Raw genomic sequence first — 17,245 nt, 5'->3', positions numbered from 1 at the left:
TCAGCCCTCGCCGGGCCCGCCGGTGAGGACCACGTGCAGGTTGCGGGGCCCGTGGACGCCCTCGACCCGGTCGAGTTCGATGTCGCTGGTGGCCGACGGCCCGCTGATCCAGGTCAGGGGGCGGCGCGGGTCGAGGCGGGCGAGGGCGTCCGGCACGGTGGCGACGACCTGGTCGGCCCGCAGCACGCACACGTGCACGTCGGGCAGCAGGGTGACGACCCGGCGGCCCTGGTCCGGGGCCCCGTCGAGCACGATGGTGCCGGTCTCGGCGACGGCCACGGCCGCCGCGGTGACCACGCCGTCGACCGCGGCGATCCGCGCGGCGTCGAGGCCGTCGTCGGTCACGGCGGTGACTCCGGGCGGCAGCCAGTGCGGGGGCAGCCCGGGCGGCACCACGACCCGCCGGCCGCCGAGCACCTCGTCGACGACCCGGGCGACGTCGGCGTCCGCGCACCGGTGCACGGTCGCCCGGTAGTCGGTGAGCCGGTCCGCGAGCACGTCCAGGTCGGCGGCCACGGCGCCGGCGGGCCGGTAGTCCCGGGGCACCTCGGCCGGCGGGGGCGCGGGTGCGGCCAGCGCGGCCCGCAGGCGGCCGAGGATCAGGTCGCGGGCGGTCACCGGTCGGCCCACCACTGGCGGAAGGTCTGCGGCGGCGGCTCCGGCAGGTCGCGGCTGGCCGTCCAGCCCGACAGCGGCGGGGGCAGGCCGCGCCCGCGCGGGCCGGCGAGCCGGCTCAGCTTCGCGCCGCGCTGCGCGGCCGCGTACAGCGCGGGATGGTCCATCGTGTACGCGGCGGCGGCCATCGCCGCCGCCTCGCCCCTCGGGTGCGGCGCTTGGCCGCGCAGGTGGACGAGGATCGACGGGATGTCGATCATCACCGGGCAGGCGTCGTAGCAGGCGCCGCAGAGCGACGACGCGTACGGCAGGGAGGCGTTGTCGGCGACGCCGGTGAGCTGCGGGGAGAGCACCGCGCCGATGGGCCCCGGGTAGACCGACCCGTAGGCGTGCCCGCCGGTGCGCTCGTAGACGGGGCAGACGTTGAGGCAGGCCGAGCAGCGGATGCAGTGCAGCGCCTCCCGGCCGACCGGGTCGGCGAGCACGGCGCTGCGGCCGTTGTCGAGCAGCACCAGGTGGAACGCCTGCGGGCCGTCGCCGGGGGTGACGCCGGTCCACATCGAGGTGTACGGGTTCATCCGCTCACCCGTCGACGCCCGGGGCAGCAGTTGCAGGAAGACCTCCAGGTCGCGCCAGGTGGGCACGACCTTCTCGATGCCCATGACGGTGATCAGGGTCTCCGGCAGGGTGAGGCACATCCGCCCGTTGCCCTCGGACTCGACAACGGCGAGGGTGCCGGTCTCGGCGACGGCGAAGTTCGCCCCGGACACGGCGACCCGGGTGCTCAGGAACGTCTCGCGCAGGTGCCGGCGCGCAGCGGCGGCCAGGGCCGCCGGCTCGTCGGTGAGCGCCGGGTCCACCCCGGGCATGGTGCGCAGGAAGATCTCCCGGATCTCGGCCCGGTTGCGGTGGATCGCCGGCACCAGGATGTGGCTGGGCCGGTCGTCGCCGAGCTGCACGATCAGCTCCGCGAGGTCGGTCTCGACCGGCTCGATGCCGGCGGCTTCCAGGGCCTCGTTGAGGCCGATCTCCTGGGTGGCCATCGACTTGACCTTCATCACCCGGTCGGCGCCGGCCGCCCGGACCAGGTCGGTGACGATCCGGTTGGCCTCGACCGCGTCGGCGGCCCAGTGCACCGTCCCGCCGGCCCGACCGACCGCCGCCTCCAGCTGCTCCAGCAGCTCGGGCAGGCGGGCCATGGTGTCCGTCTTGATCGCCCGGGCGGCGGCCCGCAGCTGCGGCCAGTCGGGCACCTCGCCGATCACGGCCGCCGACCTGGCGCGGATGGTGCTGGTGGCGTGGCCCACGTTGCGGCGCAGCTGGGCGTCACCCAACGCCCGCCGGGCGGCCACCGGGAACGGCTCGTCGCCGCGCAGGTGCCCGACGCCGGGCGGGGCGGTGGCCGGCATGCCGAGGAAGGTCTCGGTCATCGCGCACCTCCGGTGGCCGGCGTCGCGACCGCCCCGCCGGCCGGGTTCGCCTCGGTGCTGGCCAGGATCTCGGCCAGGTGCACGGTGCGCACGCCGGCGCGCAGCCGGGACAGCCCACCGCCGATGTGCATGAGGCAGGAGGCGTCGCCGGCGGTGCACACGTCGGCCCCGGTGGCCAGCACGTGGCGCATCTTGTCGGCGAGCATCGCCGTCGACGTGTCGGGGTTCTTCACCGCGAAGGTGCCGCCGAAGCCGCAGCACTGCTCCGCCTGCGGCAGCTCCACCAGCTCCAGCCCGCGTACGGCGCGCAGCAGGCGCAGCGGCCGGTCGCCCACCCGCAGCATCCGCAGCGAGTGGCACGTCGGGTGGTACGTCACCCGGTGCGGATAGTAGGCCCCGACGTCGGTGACCCCGGCCACGTCGACGAGGAACTCGGACAGCTCGTACGTGCGCGCGGCGACCTCCTCGGCCCGGCCGGCGAGCCGCTCGTCGCCCGCCCGCCGGGCCACCGTGGCGTGCTGGTGCCGCACCGATCCCACGCACGACCCGGAGGGCGCCACCACCACGTCGTACGGGGCGAAGACGCGCACGTGCCGGCGGACCAGCCGCAGCGCGTCGTCCGGGTAGCCGGTGTTGACGTGCATCTGCCCGCAGCACGTCTGGTCCTCGGGGAAGACGACCTCGTGCCCGAGGCGCTCCAGCAGCCGCACCGTCGCCACCGCCGCCTGCGGGAACAGGGTGTCGGCCAGGCAGGTCACGAACAACGCGACGCGCATCCTCCACCACCCATCCGCTCCTGCGCGGCCCGCCAGGCCGCCTGGTCGCCCCTCGGCTCGTACCGGACGAGGCGCTGCGTCGCACGCAGCAGGCCCCGCAGCGCGGCCAGGTCGCCGCCGACCGCGCCGGCCGCCCGGGCCTGCACGAGAATGTTACCCAGCGCGGTGGCCTCGACCGGCCCCGCGACCACCGGCAGCCCGCAGGCGTCGGCGGTCAACTGGCAGAGCAGCTCGTTGCGGGCACCCCCGCCGACCACGTGCACGACGTCGACCGACCGGCCGGACAGCTCCTGGGCCTGGCGCACGGCCCGCCGGTGGGCCAGCGCCAGGCTGTCCAGGACGCAGCGGACCGTGGCCGCCGGGGTGTCCGGCACCGGCTCGCCGACGCGCCGGCAGGCGTCGGCGATCCGCGCCGGCATGTCGCCGGGCGGCAGGAACACCGGGTCGTCGGGGTCCACCACGGACCGGAACGCCGGCTGTTCGGCCGCCTGGCGCAGCAGGGCGGGCAGGTCGACGTCGCCCCAGGTGCGCACCGACTCCTGCAGCAGCCACAGGCCCATCACGTTGCGCAGGTAGCGGACGGTGCCGTCGACACCGGCCTCGTTGGTGAAGTTGGCCCGCCGGCTCGCCTCGGTGAGCACCGGGGCGTCGAGTTCGACGCCGACCAGCGACCAGGTGCCGCAGGAGACGTAGGCGAACCGCTCGCCGGCCGCGGGCACGCCGACGACGGCGGACGCGGTGTCGTGGGAGCCGACCGCCACCACCTCGGGGGTGCCGGGCAGCCCCAGGTCGGGCCGGACCGGGCCGATCCGGGTGCCCGGCGGGTGCAGGGGCGGCAGCAGTCCGGCGGGAACCCCCGCCTCGGCCATCAGGTCGGTGGCCCAGGCCCGGCGGCGCAGGTCGTACAGCTGGGTGGTCGAGGCGTTGGTGACCTCCGCGCCGAGGCGGCCGGTGAGCCAGTAGGTGATCAGGTCCGGGATCAGCAGGAGCCGGTCGGCGGTGGCCAGCTGCGGCGTGCCGGCCGCCGCGACCAGCTGGTAGAGGGTGTTGAACGGCAGCCGCTGCAACCCTGTGGTGGCGTACAGCCGCTCCCGGCCCAGGTGCTCCTCGACCCGCTCGGCGACCCCGTCGGTGCGCGCGTCGCGGTAGTGCACGGGGTTGCCCAGCAGCGCGCCGGTGGCGTCGAGCAGCCCGTAGTCCACGGCCCAGGAGTCGACGCCGACGCTCGTCACCGGGCCGGCGGCGCGCAGCCCGGCGACGACCCCCTGCCACAGGCGGAGGATGTCCCAGTGCAGGGTGCCGCCGACGCGGACGGGCACGTTGGGGAACCGGTGCGCCTCGGTGAGCGCCACCCGCCCCGGGCCGACGCGGCCGACCATGACCCGGCCGCTGGACGCGCCGAGGTCGACCGCGGCGACATCGACGACGGCGCTCACCGGAGGAAGGCCGCCGCGACGCCGGCGTCGACCGGGACGTGCAGGCCCGTCGTGTGGGACAGCTCGCCGCCGGTGAGCACGAAGACGGCGTTGGCGACGTGCTCGGGCAGCACCTCCCGCTTGAGCAGGGTGCGCTGGGCGTAGTACTCGCCCAGCCGCTCCTCGGGCACCCCGTAGACGGCGGCCCGCTTCGCGCCCCAGCCGCCGGCGAAGATGCCGGAGCCGCGCACCACCCCGTCGGGGTTGATGCCGTTGACCCGGATGCCGTGGCCCCCGAGTTCGGCGGCGAGCAGCCGGACCTGGTGCGCCTGGTCGGCCTTGGCCGCGCCGTAGGCGACGTTGTTGGGGCCGGCGAACAGGGAGTTCTTGCTGGAGATGTAGACGATGTCGCCGCCCATGCCCTGGTCGACGAGCACCCGGGCGGCCTCGCGCGAGACCAGGAAGGAGCCCTTGGCCATCACGTCGTGCTGGATGTCCCAGTCCGCCTCGGTGGTGTCCAGCAGCGACTTCGACAGCGACAGCCCGGCGTTGTTGACCACGAGGTCCAGGCCGCCGTAGGCGAGCACCGCCGCAGCGACCGCGTCGGCCACGGCCCCGGCGTCGGTGACGTCGACCGGCACGGCCACCGCGACGTCGGCGCCGCCCAGCTCACGGGCCACGGTCTCGGCGGCGGCGGTGTCGCGGTCGGCGACGACCACGCAGGCGCCCTCGGCGGCGAGGCGGTGGGCGATGGCCCGGCCGATGCCGGAGCCGGCCCCGGTGACCAGCGCGATCCGGGTGGCGAGGGGCTTCGGCTTCGGCATCCGGGCGAGCTTGGCCTCCTCCAGGGCCCAGTACTCGATGCGGAACTTCTCCGCCTCGTCGATCGGGGCGTACGTCGACACGGACTCGGCACCGCGCATGACGTTGATGGCGTTGACGTAGAACTCGCCGGCGACCCGGGCGGTCTGCTTGTTGGGGCCGTAGCTGAACATGCCGACGCCGGGGACGAGGACGATCGCCGGGTCGGCCCCGCGCATCGGCGGGCTGTCCGGGCTCGCGTGCCGCTCGTAGTAGGCGCGGTAGTCGTCGCGGTAGGCCGCGTGCAGCTCCTTCAGCCGGGCGACGGTCTCGTCCAGCGACGCCGACGGCGGCAGGTCCAGCACCATCGGGCGGACCTTGGTGCGCAGGAAGTGGTCGGGGCAGGAGGTGCCCAGCGCCGCGAGGGCGGGGTGCCGCTGCCTGGCGACGAAGTCGAGCACGACGTCGCTGTCGGTGAAGTGGCCGACCTGCGGGCGGTCGGTCGACGCCAGGCCGCGCAGGACCGGCGCGAGCGCGGCGGCGCGGGCCCGCCGCTGCGCCGGCGGCAGCGGCTCGTGCCCGGCGATCACCGGGCCGAACGGCTCGGGTCGGCCGTGCCGGTCGAGGTACGCCTGCGCCGTGCGGATGATCTCCAAAGAGTGGCGTTCGCACTCCTCGCTGGTGGCCCCCCACGCGGTGATGCCGTGCCCGCCGAGAACGACCCCGATCGCCTGCGGGTTGGCCCTGGCCACGGCGGCGATGTCGAGGCCGAGCTGGAACCCGGGCCGCCGCCACGGCACCCACAGCACCCGGTCGCCGAAGATCTCCTTGGTGAGCGCGGGCCCGTCGGCGGCGGTGGCGAGGGCGATGCCGGCGTCGGGGTGCAGGTGGTCGACGTGCGCGGCGTCGACCAGCCCGTGCATGGCCGTGTCGATCGACGGTGCCGCCCCGCCCCGCCCGTGCAGGCAGTAGTCGAACGCGGCGACCATCTCGTCCTCCCGGTCGACGCCGGGGTAGACGTCGGCCAGTGCGCGCAGCCGGTCGAGCCGCAGCACCGCCAGCCCGGCCTCGGTCAGGGTGCCGAGGTCACCGCCGGAGCCCTTGACCCACAGCAGCTCGACGGGCCCGCCGGTCACCGGGTCGGTCGCCTCGCCCTTGGCCGAGGTGTTGCCACCGGCGTAGTTGGTCGTGGTCGGGTCGGCACCGAGCCGGTTGCTGCGGGCCACCAGTGCCTGAACCTCGGAGTGCATTCCTTGTTTCCCCTGTCTGCGTTTCTCGGCCGGCGCTCAGGCGTCCCAGCCGGCCTGCTGTCCGCCGACGCGTTCGGCGCGGATCTTCTCGAAGTAGCCGGAGCGGGCGTACGCGCTCATCGGGTCGGGGTCCAGGCCCGCGTCGGCGCGCAGTTCGGCGAGCACGGGCCGCACGTCGGTGTGGTACGCGTCCATCAGCACCGCGTTCGCCGCGAGCACGTCACCGGCGTCCTGGGCGGCCCGCAACGCGGCCCGGTCGACCAGCAGCGCCTTCGCAGTGGCCTCCTGCACGTTCATCACCGACCGGATGACCGCCGGGATCTTCGGCTCGATGTTGTGACACTGATCGAGCATGAACGCGACGCCGGCCTCCGGACGCAGGGCATCGGCCAGCACGATCTCGTGCATGATCCGGAACAACTGGAACGGATCCGCCGCACCCACCATCAGATCGTCGTCGGCGTAGAACCGCGAATTGAAGTCGAAACCACCCAACTTCCCAGCCCGCAACAGAACCGCCACGATGAACTCGATGTTCGTCCCCGGCGCATGATGCCCGGTATCGATCACCACCTGCGCCCGCGGCCCGAGCTGGAGGCAGTGCGCATACGCGGTGCCCCAGTCCGGCACATCCGTGGCATAGAACGCCGGCTCGAACAACTTGTACTCCAACAACATCCGCTGGTCGCCGCCCAGCCGGTCGTACGTCTCCCGCAACGCCTCCGCGAGACGGTCCTGCCGGGCGCGCAGGTCGTCCTGCCCGGGATAGTTGATGCCGTCGGAGAACCACAACTTCAAATCCCGCGAACCGGTCGCGTCCATGACATCGACGCACTCCAGCAGGTGGTCGATCGCCTTGCGGCGCACCGCCGGGTCGGGGTTGGTGACCGAACCGAGCCGGTAGTCGTCGTCCTGGAAGACGTTGGCGTTGATCGCACCGAGGGCCACGCCCTGCTCCTTCGCATGGCGGGCCAGATCCGCGTAGTCGTCGACCCGGTCCCAGGGGATGTGCAGTGCGACGGAGGGGGCGACGCCGGTGAACCGATGCACGGTGGCCGCGTCGGCGATCTTCTCGTACGGGTCGCGCGGCACGCCCTCCTGGGCGAACACCTTGAACCGCGTACCGGAATTGCCGAACGCCCAGGACGCCGTCTCGATGCGCTGGGCGCGCAGGGCCTGCTCGACCCGGTCGCGGGTCGCTTCGGTCTGCGTCATGGTGCTTCTCCCGTCCGGGCGGCGAGTTGCGCCCCGGGTTGGTCCAGCCGCCGTACGGCACGTCCGACTGCCTCGCGACGCACCTGAATCGTTTCATGCGCGTCCCGAGATAGGACCGTAGGGTGCGCGCCAGCGAACGTCAAGAGGTTCAAGCGCTTTCCCGACGTCATACGGCCGGCTGGCCCACGCCGCGGTGCCGGCCTTCGCGATCCGATCGTGTCAGCACAATTCCGGCAGCAGACCCTTGCACCCCATAAAACGTTTTAGGCCGACGATCTCCAGCACCTCCGCGCGGACCTTCAGGTGTCCGGGGGTCGGGGTGGCGGCGCGGAGGCCCCAGGTCCGCCACCGCAAGGGGGGCGGGCCACCGCGCGGTCCTCCCGAAACGCAGTCGAATGACAGAGGCCCCACGATGCCCTCCGCACCAGACTGACCGGCGAGCCGTCGCGGCGGGCTCCGCCCCGGCTCCGCACATCCCGATCCCCACCTGAGAGGACCCCCATGTCCGAGGAGAACAAGCGGATCGTCCGCGACTACTTCCGGGAACTGGACCGCGGCCGGACGACCCCGCTGCACCTGTGCACCGACGACTACCGCTTCCACCCTGCCGGGCTGCCGTCCATGGACCGGCAGGGGGTAAAGGAGTTCGGCGACGCGTTCTTCGCCGGCATGCCCGATCTGCGGCACCCCCTCGACGAGTTGATCGCGGACGGCGACCACGTGGCGCTGCGCTGTCGATACGAAGGCACCCACCACGGGGAACTGCTGGGTGTGCCCGCAAGCGGGCGGCGGGTGTCGGCGGTCGGCATCGGCGTCATGCGAATCGAGGCGGGCAGGATCGCGGAGTTCTGGGTCTCTCCGGACCGGTTGACCATCATGCGGCAGATCGGTGCCCTGCCGGCGTAGTCAGGCAACCGGCCCACGACGGGGTCCTGCCGACCATCCGGCCCGACCATGGCCGCCGCCCGCAGGAGCCGGACAGACAGGACCGCCGTCGCGTAGGTCACCGGCTCCCGTGACGGCCCCGGCGGGAAGTCGAATGACCGATGTGAGGCACCAGTTCGCCGAACAGGATTGGTTCGACAATCAGCCGAACGGGCGACAGGAGCCTTGCCATGCAGACAGTTCTCATCACCGGCGCCTCATCCGGATACGGGCGGGAAACCGCACGGCACTTCCTCGAGCAGGGGTGGAACGTCATCGCCACGATGCGGACGCCGCGCGCGGACGTCCTGCCCGAGTCGGACCGGCTCCGCGTCCTCGAACTCGACGTGACCAGGCCCGACACCATCACCGCCGCGTTCGCCGCGGCGGGGCCCGTCGACGTCCTGGTCAACAACGCCGGCGTCGGGCTGATCGGCGTGTTCGAGGGCACGCCCATGGCCCGGGTACGGGAGATCTTCGAGACCAACACCTTCGGGGTGATGGCCACCACCCAGGCGGTGCTGCCCCAGTTCCGCGAGCGCGGCTGCGGGGTCGTGGTCAACGTGACCTCCAGCGTGGTGCTCGGCCACATGCCGCTCTCGGCGGTCTACAAGGCCAGCAAGATGGCCATCGAGGGCTTCACCGCGTCCCTCGCCCTGGAGCTCGCCGAGTTCGGCGTGCGGGCGAAGACCGTCGAGCCGGGCGCCTGCCTGACGACGAACTTCGCCGCCGGGGCCACGAGTCACGCCGACCTCACCGGGTCGCTGGACGGGCTGGTCCCGGCGCCCTACGAGCCCTTCGCGAAGAAGGCCCTCGGCGGCTTCGTCAACCAGGACCTGTTCACCAGGGAGAGCGACGTCGCCGAGGCGGTGTGGCGGGCCGTCCACGACACCACCGGCCAGTTGCGGTTCCCTGCCGGCCCCGACGCCGTCTGGCTCGACCAGGCGAGGTGATCCAGCCGGACCGCGCGGTGAGGCGCGGTCCGGGCGGTCCGGCCCCGCGGCGTCCGGGGTCGGACCGCGTGCACCACGAAGACGCGCCGCCTCAGCGATAGGACCACCCTGTGAGCTGCCTGGCCAGTGAGCACGACACCGACACCCGCATCCGTGAGCTGCTCGCCGCGCACGGCACACCGCTGGCCCGGTTCGTTCGGGGGCTGACCATGGGCAACCGGCACACCGCCGAGGACGTGGTGCAGGAGACCCTGATCCGGGCGTGGCGCCACCTCGACTCGCTGCCGCCGGACAGCGGGGGCAGCAGCCGGCGCTGGCTGTTCACCGTCGCCCGGCGGCTGGTCATCGACGAGGCGCGGCGGCGGCAGGCTCGCCCGGTCGAGGTCGCCGCCCAGGCGGACCAGGAGTATGGCGTGACCGGCGACGAGACGGCCGGCACGGCGATCGCGAGCCAGGCGCTACGCCAGGCGGTCGCTCGGCTCAGCGCAGACCACCGCCGGGTGTTGCACGAGGTCTACTTCCGTGACCGGACAGTCGATGAGATCGCCGCCGAACTGGGCATTCCGGTCGGCACCGTGCGCTCCCGTGTCTACTACGCGCTGCGGGCCCTCCGTGCCGCGATGGGAGAGGGCTGACGGGGGCAGGGGCTGCCACACTCCCCCGGGTGCGTACCCGGCACTGCCGTCGCCGGCGGTCCCGGCTGGCCGGCGGCGGGTGAGCCCGGAACCCGGATCGTGGTCACGGTGGTTCAATTGCGGCCATGCCGCTCGACGAGTTGCGCACCCTGCTGGACCGGCACGCCCGCCCCGACCTGAGCACCGGCATCGCCGACGTGCGCATCTTCCGCGCCGATCGGCCCAACCCGCCGACGCCGACCACCTACGGCAAGGTGCTGGCCCTCGTCGCGCAGGGCACGAAACGGTTCGCACTGGGCGACCGCGTGTACGAGTACCAGGCCGGCGACTATCTCGTCGCCTCGGTCGACCTGCCGGTGACCGCGCACTTCGCCCGGGCCAGCCCGGAGGAGCCGGCGCTCGGCTTCGGCCTGACCCTCCAGCCGGCCGCCGTCGCCGAGGTGCTGCTGCAGGCGGACCCCGCGGGCCTGCCGGCAGCCGGCCCCGGCGCACCGGCCGGCCTGGCCGTCAGCAGGGCCCCCGTCGAGCTGCTCGACGCCGCCGTCCGCCTGCTGCGCCTGCTCGACCAGCCCCGCGACATCCCCATGATCGCGCCCCTGATCAAGCGGGAGATCATCTGGCGGCTGCTCACCGGCGAGCAGGGCGGCGTCCTGCGCCAGTTCGGCCTGCCCGACAGCAGCCTCAGCCACATCGCCCGGGCCGTCCAGTGGATCCGCGACAACTACGCGCAGCCCTTCCGCGTCGAGGACGTGGCGCAACAGGCAGGCATGAGCGTCTCCGCGTTCCACCGCAACTTCCAGGCCGTCACCTCGATGAGCCCGATCCAGTACCAGAAGCAGATCCGCCTGCAACGCGCCCGGCTGCTGCTCGCCGCCAACCCCGGCGACATCGCCGGGGTCAGCCGCCGCGTCGGCTACGAGAGCCCCGCCCAGTTCAGCCGCGAGTACCGCCGGCAGTTCGGGGGCCCGCCCCGCCAGGACGCGGCCCGCCTGCACACTGGCACCGCCGCGCGGGTCGCGCCCCGCGACAGTTGACCGGAACTCGCGTTCTCTTGCCCGATCCTGCCCGCCTGCCCGACGAACGGCCGGACGACGGATCACCGCCGGTAGCCTGCCCGGGCAGAGGGTCGAGGTCGGCCGGGCCGACGGACAACGACGGGCGCGTGAGGTACGGGTGGCCGGTAGCGAACTGTTCGGACGCCACGACGACCTGGCTCAGCTCGCCGAGTTCCTCGACGGAGTGCGCCGTGGCGGCGGCACGCGACTGATCTGCGGCGAGCCGGGGGTCGGCAAGTCCGCCCTGATGACCGCCGCGACGGAACTCGCCCTCGCCGACGGTATGCGCGCGCTGCGGGCGTCCGGGTCGGAGTTCGAGGCCGACGTCAGCTACTCCGGCCTGCACCAGCTGCTGCTGCCCGTGCACGCAGCCCTCGACCGCCTCCCACCCGGTCCGCGCGAGGCCCTGTCGGTGGCGCTCGGCTTCGGTGTCGGCACGCCACCGGACGTCCTCCTGGTCTGCAACGCCGCCCTGCTGCTCGTCACCGAACTCACGGCCGACGGGCCGGTCGTGCTGGTGGTCGACGACGTGCACTGGATCGACCGCGCGAGCGCCGTCGTCCTCGGCTTCGTCGCCCGGCGGCTGGCGGGTCGCCGGGCCGGGTTGTTGGCGTCGACCAGGACGGGATCGGTGAGCTTCCTCGACCTGCGAGGGCTGTCCGAGCACGTCGTCGGGCCGCTCGACGACGGGGCCGCGGGGCGGCTGGTCGACGCCTGCCACCCGCAGCTGCCGGCGCGGGTACGTCGCCGCCTGCTCGACCTCGCCCAGGGCAACCCCCTCGCGCTGATGGAGCTGCCCGCCGCGCTGCTGGGTTCCGTGCGGCGCACGGGGACGCAACCCGAAGTGGTCCCCCTCAGCGACCGGCTACAGGCGATCTTCGCAGCCCGGTTGACGGGGCTGCCCGAGGCGACTCGGCGGGTGCTGCTGCTGGCCACCTTCGAGGGCACCGGCGACGTCCGGGTGCTCCGCGCCGCGCTGCCCGACCAGTCCAGCCTGGCCGACCTGGCCCCCGCGGAGCGGGCGCAGCTCGTCCGGGTGGACGACGCCACGGCCCGGATCGCGTTCCGGCATCCGCTGATCCGCTCGGCGATCGTGGCCATGTCCACCCACGAGGAGCGCCGCACCGCACACGTCGCCCTCGCCGGAGCCCTGGTCGACGACGAGGAACGCCGCGCGTGGCACCTCGCGGCGGCCTCCGTCGGCCCGGACGAGGCGGTGGCGGAACTCCTGGAAGAGGCGGCGCACCGGGTGATGGGGCGCGGGGACGGGTTCGCGGCGGTGGCGGCCCTGGTCCGCGCCGCCGAGCTGAGCACCACGAGCGCCGGCCGGGGACGGCGGCTCGCCCAGGCCGCGTACATCGGCGCCGAGGCCAGCGGCACCATCGACGACGCGAAGACTTGGCTGACCGACGCGCGTCGGGCGGCTCCCGACTCGGCTGGTTCGCTGCACGCGGGCAACGCGACCGCCTTCCTCATGATCAACGGGGACGGCGACGTGAACACCGCCCACCGGCTGCTGGTGGGTGCCATCGAGACCGGCGACCACGGCTACCGGGCCGACGACCCCGCGCTCGTCGAGGCCATGCACACCCTGCTGCTGCTGTGCTGGTACGGCAGCACGCCGGAGTACTGGGAACCGTTCTTCGCGATGCTGCGCCGGATCCGGCCCCGGCCGCCGGACGTGCTCGCGCTGGCGAGCGACAGCTTCGCCGACCCGGTGCGCACCGGGAAGGCCGCGCTGGGTCGGATCGACGCGGTGCTCCGCACGCTGACCGAGAACGAGGACCCCACCCGCATCATGCGGATCGGCACGGCCTCGGTGTACCTCGATCGTCTCGGCGACTCGCGGGAGGCATCCTGGCGGCTGGTCGAGCACGGGCGCAACGGCGGGGCGCCCCGCCGGCACCTCGGGGCCCTGATGCACCTGTGCCTCGACGACTTCCTGACCGGCCGGTGGGACGAGGCCGAGGAACTCGCCGCCGAGGGTCAGCGGGTCTGCGACACCACCGGCTTCTCGTTCTTCGCGTGGTACTTCCGGTACAACCGGGCGATCCTCGCCGCCGGCCGGGGACGGTTCGACGAGGCGTACGCGCTCGCCGACGAGATCACCCACTGGGCGCTGCCCCGGGGGGTGGCCGCCGCCGCGCTGTTCGCGCAGCATCCCCGGGCGCTCGCCGCCTTGGGGCAGGGTGACTACGACGCCGCCTTCGGGCACGCCGCCGCGATGTGCCCGCCCGGTGTGCTCGCCTCCCACGTGCCGCACTGCACCTGGGTCATGTTCGACCTGGTCGAGGCGGCCGTACGCACCGGGCGCACGGCCGAGGCGCGGGCACACGTCCAGGCGATGCGGGACGCGGACGTGGCTGGATTGTCGCCCCGGATGGCCCTGCTCCAGGCCGGCGCGGAGGCCCTCGTCCTCGACGACGACGAGTCGGTGGCCGGCCTGGAGGTCCTGCTGGCCGACGCCGCGACCCGACGGTGGCTGTTCGACAGCGCCCGGGTGCGGTTGGCCCTCGGGGAGCGGCTGCGGCGGACCCGGTCGTCGGCGGATGCGCGGCGGCACCTGCTCGCCGCACGGGACGGGTTCGCCGCCATGGCGGCCGAGCCCTGGCTCGCCCGGGTGGAGGGGGAACTGCGCGCCTGCGGCTACCGACCGGTCCCTCGCCAGCGGGGTGGCCTGACCGCGCTGACCGCGCAGGAACTCCAGATCGCGGAGCTGGCGGCGAGCGGCATGACGAACAAGCAGATCGCCGAGCGCCTGTTCCTGTCCCACCGGACCGTCGGCGCCCACCTGTACCGGATCTTCCCCAAGCTGGGCGTCACGTCGCGGGCCGCGCTCCGGGACGCTCTGTCGTCGCCTGCTGCTGAGCAGACTGTGCGCTGAGCTCGTCGGCCTGCGTCTCCTTCGCCTCAAGCAGCCGCTCCAGGAGCCGGCGGGTGGTGGGGTCGTCGTCGCCGATCCAGCGCACCGCCTCCTGCAACGTCTGGACGAGAATTCGCGCCCCGACGAGGTTCTGCGTCACGATACCGACGACGTCACCGTCGGGAAACGCCCGGAAGGCGACCCGCGACCGGACGCTCAGGTGCTGTGGGTCGTAGTCGCCGACGCACCCGAGTTGCCGGATCCGGGTCGCGACCAGCCGCGCGTCGCCACGGTCGCGGTCGGCCCCGGCGAACAGAAGCTCCGCGAGCAGACGGGCCGACGGGGCGCGGACGCCCAGCGCGTGCTGCTCGTACTGCAACGAGGACACGACCAGGCTCGCCAGCAGCACGTTGAGCAGGCGCGTGATCGCCGTCAGGTCGGCCCGGTTCGACGGCGTGACCGGCCCGTCGTCGAGGTCGAACAGGGCGCGGTCGCGGACCTCGCGCATCCGCAGCACGGTGGGCGGCGATGCGCGGTGTTCCCGTCCTGGTGGCGTCACGCCGTCGATCGTGCGGCGCGGCTCCCGGCCCGCGCATCTGTCGAATGACCTAACCAACGGGCTGAGGCATCGACGCCGGGCGGCCCTCGCGGCTTCGGACCGGATCGCGTGACCCCTCGCACCCAGGGGCGGGGCCCGCCGTGCGCGGCACCACCGGCTAGGTCATCCACGGTCGGCGACCCACATTTCGGAAGTCGGATGACAGATGAAGGCCGACCGGCTGGCACCGAGAGTGGAGCCCAGCAGGCAATACCGTCGCCGCCGACCTCCGGTGGCAGCCGCCGAGGAGAGTGCCCGATGAGCATCAGCTACGGATTCCACGCCACCATGACCGCCCAGCCCGGCAAGGGCGACGACCTCGTCGACTTCCTGCTCGCCTCGCCGTCGCTGGCGAACGAGGACTGCGTCGTCTTCCTGATCGGCCGGTCCGCCACCGCCTCCGACATCGTCCACGTCACCGAGGGCTGGACGACCGAGGAGGCGCACCACCGGTTCTTCGCCACCGCCGAGGCACAGGCCCTGGTGGCGCAACTCCAGCCGCTGATCGTCGGCGAGCCGGCGTACCTCGACGAGGTGCCGGTCGGCGGCAAGGCCGCCATCTGAAACCCGCCCGCCCGTCTGTCCGTCCACATCGAACACGACAGGAAACCCCTCATGGCACTGACACGTCCCCCCTTCGACCCCGAGCTGCGCGCGCTCCTGGCCGACATGCCGCTCGTACCCGAGCTCAACCGCGAGGTGCTCCCGCAGATCCGGCAGTTCTCGACACTGCCGGTGGAGCCGCTGCTCGAAGGCCGGGCGATCGACCGGCGCGAGGTCGACATCGCCGGCCCGGACGGCACGGACATCCCGCTGTCCGTCTTCCGCCCCGCCGGCCCGGAACACACCGCCCCGGCCCCCTGCGTCTACTGGATGCACGGCGGCGGAATGGTGATGGGTGACCGCTTCTCCCAGCTCGACATCCCCCTGGAATGGCTCGACCGGTTCGGCGCCGTCGTGGTCTCCGTGGACTACCGGCTGGCCCCCGAAGCCACCGGCACCAGCCTGGTCGACGACTGCTACCACGGCCTGCTGTGGGTGGCCGAGCACGCCGACGAGCTGGGCGTCGACCCGGGCCTGATCGTCGTCGCCGGGATCAGCGCCGGCGGCGGCCTCACCGCCGGGATCGCCCTGCTGGCCCGCGATCGCGGCGGCCCGCCGCTCGCCGCCCAGGTGCTCATCTGCCCCATGCTCGATCATCACAACGACACCACCTCCAGCCGCCAGTACGCCGGCGAGCCCGGGGTGTGGACGCGCGAGATGAACGAGTTCGGCTGGCGGTCGGTGCTCGGCGACCTGGCCGACGACGCCGTGCCCGGTCACGTCTCCCCCGCGACGGCCGACGACCTGTCCGGCCTGCCGGACGCCTACGTCGATGCCGGCACCGCCGAGGTGTTCCGCGACGAGGCCGTCGCGTACGCCACCCGCATCTGGGCCGACGGCGGCCAGGCCGAGCTGCACGTCTGGGCGGGCGGCTTCCACGGGTTCGACGCCCTGTACCCGCAGGCGCGGATCTCGGCCCAGGCCCGCCGCGCCCGCACCGACTGGCTCGCCCGGGTCCTGGACCCCGCCGCCGGGCCGGCCCGGCCGCAGCTCTCCGGGCAGCGAGCCGGGCGATGAACGACAACCACCGGGTGGCGTTCCTGCGCGAGTTCCTGCGTGACCCGTTCACCGTCGCCGCGGTCGCCCCCAGCGGTGGGCCGCTGGCCGATCTCGTCACCGCGCCCGTGCCCGGCGTCGGCGAGCCGCTGGTGGTCGAACTCGGCCCCGGCACCGGGGCGTTCACGGCTGCCATCCAGCGTCGGCTCGCCGGCCGGGGCCGCCACCTCGCGGTCGAGGTCAACGAGCGGTTCGCCGGCCTGCTGGCCGCCCGGCACCCACGGCTCGACGTCGCCGTGGCCGACGCACGCGACCTCGGCGACGTGTTGGCGCAGCGGGGCCACGGCCGGGCGGACGTGATCGTGAGCGGGCTGCCGTGGGCGGCGTTCGCCGGGGGCCAGCAGGACGAGCTTCTACACGCCGTCACCGACGCGCTCACCCCGGACGGGGCCTTCACCACGTTCGGCTACACGATCGCCCGCTGGGCCCCGGCAGCCCGACGACTGCGGCGGGCGCTGGGCGACCGGTTCGAGGAGGTCGTGACCGGCCGCACGGTGTGGGCCAACCTACCGCCGGCCTTCGTGTACTTCTGCCGGCGGCCCCGGGCCACCGCGCGGCCACGCACGCTGGTGTCCCTGGCCCGCTGAGAACCGAACCCCGAGAGACGGGTTGGCCATGGGGAGCAGCGGACGTGTCCGGCGCGGGGTGGTCGCCAGGGGGCGGTGGCCATACCCCCCGGGAACGGCTCAGAACGCCCGGAAGGAGTGGTACTCGCCGGCCGGGAAGGTCCGCAGGGTGCCCAGGCCCACCGCCGCGCCCGCGCAGTCGGCGCTGCGGAACGCGAGGACCTGCTCCACACCGCCGGCGGCGGCCAGGGAGTCGGCGCCCGCCGGGAACGCCGTGCAGGCGCCGTCGGGCTCGGCGACGTGCAGCACCGGGGTGGCGAACGTGCCCTGGTAGAAGGTAAGGCCCGCAGCCGGCGCTGCGTGCGCCGGCAGCGCCATCGCGGCGGTGGCCCCCGCAGCGAGGGCCAGGCCCATGACGGTACGAATGATCCGCTTCCTCATGCTGCTGCCTCCTGTGCTCGACGAGCTGTCTGTGCGCTGCCGATCCACC

The 17,245-nt window shown here is 73.7% G+C and carries 16 protein-coding genes; 8 read left to right on the top strand and 8 right to left on the bottom strand.

What is annotated here, in order from left to right:
• From TK50_RS27860 to rhaI, 6 genes are read right to left on the bottom strand one after another with little or no spacing between them, the layout of a single operon-like run.
• Positions 1 to 618, bottom strand: a complete 618-nt coding sequence (locus TK50_RS27860; protein WP_043969474.1) for a LutC/YkgG family protein — start codon at positions 616 to 618, stop codon at positions 1 to 3.
• Entirely contained in the window at positions 615 to 2,045 is a 1,431-nt protein-coding gene (locus tag TK50_RS27855; RefSeq protein ID WP_043968409.1) for a lactate utilization protein B, read from the bottom strand. The genes TK50_RS27860 and TK50_RS27855 overlap by 4 nt, the downstream gene beginning before the upstream one ends.
• Positions 2,042 to 2,821 (bottom strand): (Fe-S)-binding protein, encoded by a 780-nt coding sequence (locus TK50_RS27850; RefSeq protein ID WP_043968407.1) that lies wholly within the window; start codon positions 2,819 to 2,821, stop codon positions 2,042 to 2,044. Before TK50_RS27850 ends, TK50_RS27855 begins: the two co-directional genes overlap by 4 nt.
• Positions 2,800 to 4,257 (bottom strand): rhamnulokinase, encoded by a 1,458-nt coding sequence (locus tag TK50_RS27845; RefSeq protein WP_043968405.1) that lies wholly within the window; start codon positions 4,255 to 4,257, stop codon positions 2,800 to 2,802. The genes TK50_RS27850 and TK50_RS27845 overlap by 22 nt, the downstream gene beginning before the upstream one ends.
• Positions 4,254 to 6,287 (bottom strand): bifunctional rhamnulose-1-phosphate aldolase/short-chain dehydrogenase, encoded by a 2,034-nt coding sequence (locus TK50_RS27840; RefSeq protein ID WP_043968404.1) that lies wholly within the window; start codon positions 6,285 to 6,287, stop codon positions 4,254 to 4,256. Before TK50_RS27840 ends, TK50_RS27845 begins: the two co-directional genes overlap by 4 nt.
• Before the next feature lie 36 nt (positions 6,288 to 6,323).
• Positions 6,324 to 7,502: an L-rhamnose isomerase gene (rhaI, locus tag TK50_RS27835; protein WP_043968403.1), complete on the bottom strand. Its 1,179-nt coding sequence runs from the start codon at positions 7,500 to 7,502 to the stop codon at positions 6,324 to 6,326.
• 501 nt (positions 7,503 to 8,003) lie between these two features.
• On the opposite strand from rhaI, the gene TK50_RS27830 reads away from it, so the two are divergent.
• From TK50_RS27830 to TK50_RS27810, 5 genes are all read left to right on the top strand, one after another.
• Complete coding sequence (locus tag TK50_RS27830; protein WP_052503968.1) at positions 8,004 to 8,408, top strand: ester cyclase; 405 nt, start codon at positions 8,004 to 8,006, stop codon at positions 8,406 to 8,408.
• Positions 8,409 to 8,617: 209 nt separating this feature from the next.
• The gene (locus tag TK50_RS27825) at positions 8,618 to 9,379 is read left to right on the top strand and encodes an SDR family oxidoreductase (protein ID WP_043968402.1); all 762 of its coding nucleotides are present in this window, start codon (positions 8,618 to 8,620) and stop codon (positions 9,377 to 9,379) included.
• Between the two features lie 110 nt (positions 9,380 to 9,489).
• Complete coding sequence (locus tag TK50_RS27820; protein ID WP_043968401.1) at positions 9,490 to 10,014, top strand: sigma-70 family RNA polymerase sigma factor; 525 nt, start codon at positions 9,490 to 9,492, stop codon at positions 10,012 to 10,014.
• A gap of 125 nt (positions 10,015 to 10,139) precedes the next feature.
• Entirely contained in the window at positions 10,140 to 11,048 is a 909-nt protein-coding gene (locus TK50_RS27815; protein ID WP_043968400.1) for an AraC family transcriptional regulator, read from the top strand.
• 139 nt (positions 11,049 to 11,187) lie between these two features.
• Positions 11,188 to 13,953: an ATP-binding protein gene (locus TK50_RS27810; RefSeq protein WP_043968398.1), complete on the top strand. Its 2,766-nt coding sequence runs from the start codon at positions 11,188 to 11,190 to the stop codon at positions 13,951 to 13,953.
• On the opposite strand, the gene TK50_RS27805 is transcribed toward TK50_RS27810, so the two are convergent.
• Positions 13,889 to 14,491, bottom strand: a complete 603-nt coding sequence (locus TK50_RS27805; protein WP_144420422.1) for a ferritin-like domain-containing protein — start codon at positions 14,489 to 14,491, stop codon at positions 13,889 to 13,891. The genes TK50_RS27810 and TK50_RS27805 overlap by 65 nt on opposite strands.
• A 297-nt stretch (positions 14,492 to 14,788) precedes the next feature.
• On the opposite strand from TK50_RS27805, the gene TK50_RS27800 reads away from it, so the two are divergent.
• From TK50_RS27800 to TK50_RS27790, 3 genes are read left to right on the top strand one after another with little or no spacing between them, the layout of a single operon-like run.
• Positions 14,789 to 15,094, top strand: a complete 306-nt coding sequence (locus TK50_RS27800; protein WP_043968394.1) for a putative quinol monooxygenase — start codon at positions 14,789 to 14,791, stop codon at positions 15,092 to 15,094.
• A gap of 51 nt (positions 15,095 to 15,145) precedes the next feature.
• Positions 15,146 to 16,150, top strand: a complete 1,005-nt coding sequence (locus TK50_RS27795) for an alpha/beta hydrolase (protein WP_043968393.1) — start codon at positions 15,146 to 15,148, stop codon at positions 16,148 to 16,150.
• On the top strand, positions 16,147 to 16,776 hold the full coding sequence (locus TK50_RS27790) for a class I SAM-dependent methyltransferase (protein ID WP_043968391.1): 630 nt from the start codon (positions 16,147 to 16,149) through the stop codon (positions 16,774 to 16,776). The genes TK50_RS27795 and TK50_RS27790 overlap by 4 nt, the downstream gene beginning before the upstream one ends.
• A 99-nt stretch (positions 16,777 to 16,875) precedes the next feature.
• On the opposite strand, the gene TK50_RS27785 is transcribed toward TK50_RS27790, so the two are convergent.
• Positions 16,876 to 17,196, bottom strand: a complete 321-nt coding sequence (locus TK50_RS27785; RefSeq protein ID WP_043968389.1) for a hypothetical protein — start codon at positions 17,194 to 17,196, stop codon at positions 16,876 to 16,878.
• Positions 17,197 to 17,245 lie beyond the last annotated feature (49 nt).

Origin of the sequence: Micromonospora haikouensis, assembly GCF_000876225.1 — a bacterium.
Classification (GTDB): domain Bacteria; phylum Actinomycetota; class Actinomycetes; order Mycobacteriales; family Micromonosporaceae; genus Micromonospora; species Micromonospora haikouensis.
The sequence above is the reverse complement of the archived record's forward strand: the minus strand, read 5'-3'. Positions and strand labels throughout refer to the sequence as shown.

Bases quoted from the DNA above. Each gene is read 5' to 3' on its own strand.
- TK50_RS27830 (WP_052503968.1), top strand. From the start codon at position 8,004: ATGTCCGAGGAGAACAAGCGGATCGTCCGCGACTACTTCCGGGAACTG.
- TK50_RS27825 (WP_043968402.1), top strand. From the start codon at position 8,618: ATGCAGACAGTTCTCATCACCGGCGCCTCATCCGGATACGGGCGGGAA.
- TK50_RS27850 (WP_043968407.1), bottom strand. From the start codon at position 2,821: ATGCGCGTCGCGTTGTTCGTGACCTGCCTGGCCGACACCCTGTTCCCG.
- TK50_RS27800 (WP_043968394.1), top strand. From the start codon at position 14,789: ATGAGCATCAGCTACGGATTCCACGCCACCATGACCGCCCAGCCCGGC.
- TK50_RS27855 (WP_043968409.1), bottom strand. From the start codon at position 2,045: ATGACCGAGACCTTCCTCGGCATGCCGGCCACCGCCCCGCCCGGCGTC.
- rhaI (WP_043968403.1), bottom strand. From the start codon at position 7,502: ATGACGCAGACCGAAGCGACCCGCGACCGGGTCGAGCAGGCCCTGCGC.
- TK50_RS27795 (WP_043968393.1), top strand. From the start codon at position 15,146: ATGGCACTGACACGTCCCCCCTTCGACCCCGAGCTGCGCGCGCTCCTG.
- TK50_RS27790 (WP_043968391.1), top strand. From the start codon at position 16,147: ATGAACGACAACCACCGGGTGGCGTTCCTGCGCGAGTTCCTGCGTGAC.
- TK50_RS27815 (WP_043968400.1), top strand. From the start codon at position 10,140: ATGCCGCTCGACGAGTTGCGCACCCTGCTGGACCGGCACGCCCGCCCC.
- TK50_RS27785 (WP_043968389.1), bottom strand. From the start codon at position 17,196: ATGAGGAAGCGGATCATTCGTACCGTCATGGGCCTGGCCCTCGCTGCG.
- TK50_RS27840 (WP_043968404.1), bottom strand. From the start codon at position 6,287: ATGCACTCCGAGGTTCAGGCACTGGTGGCCCGCAGCAACCGGCTCGGT.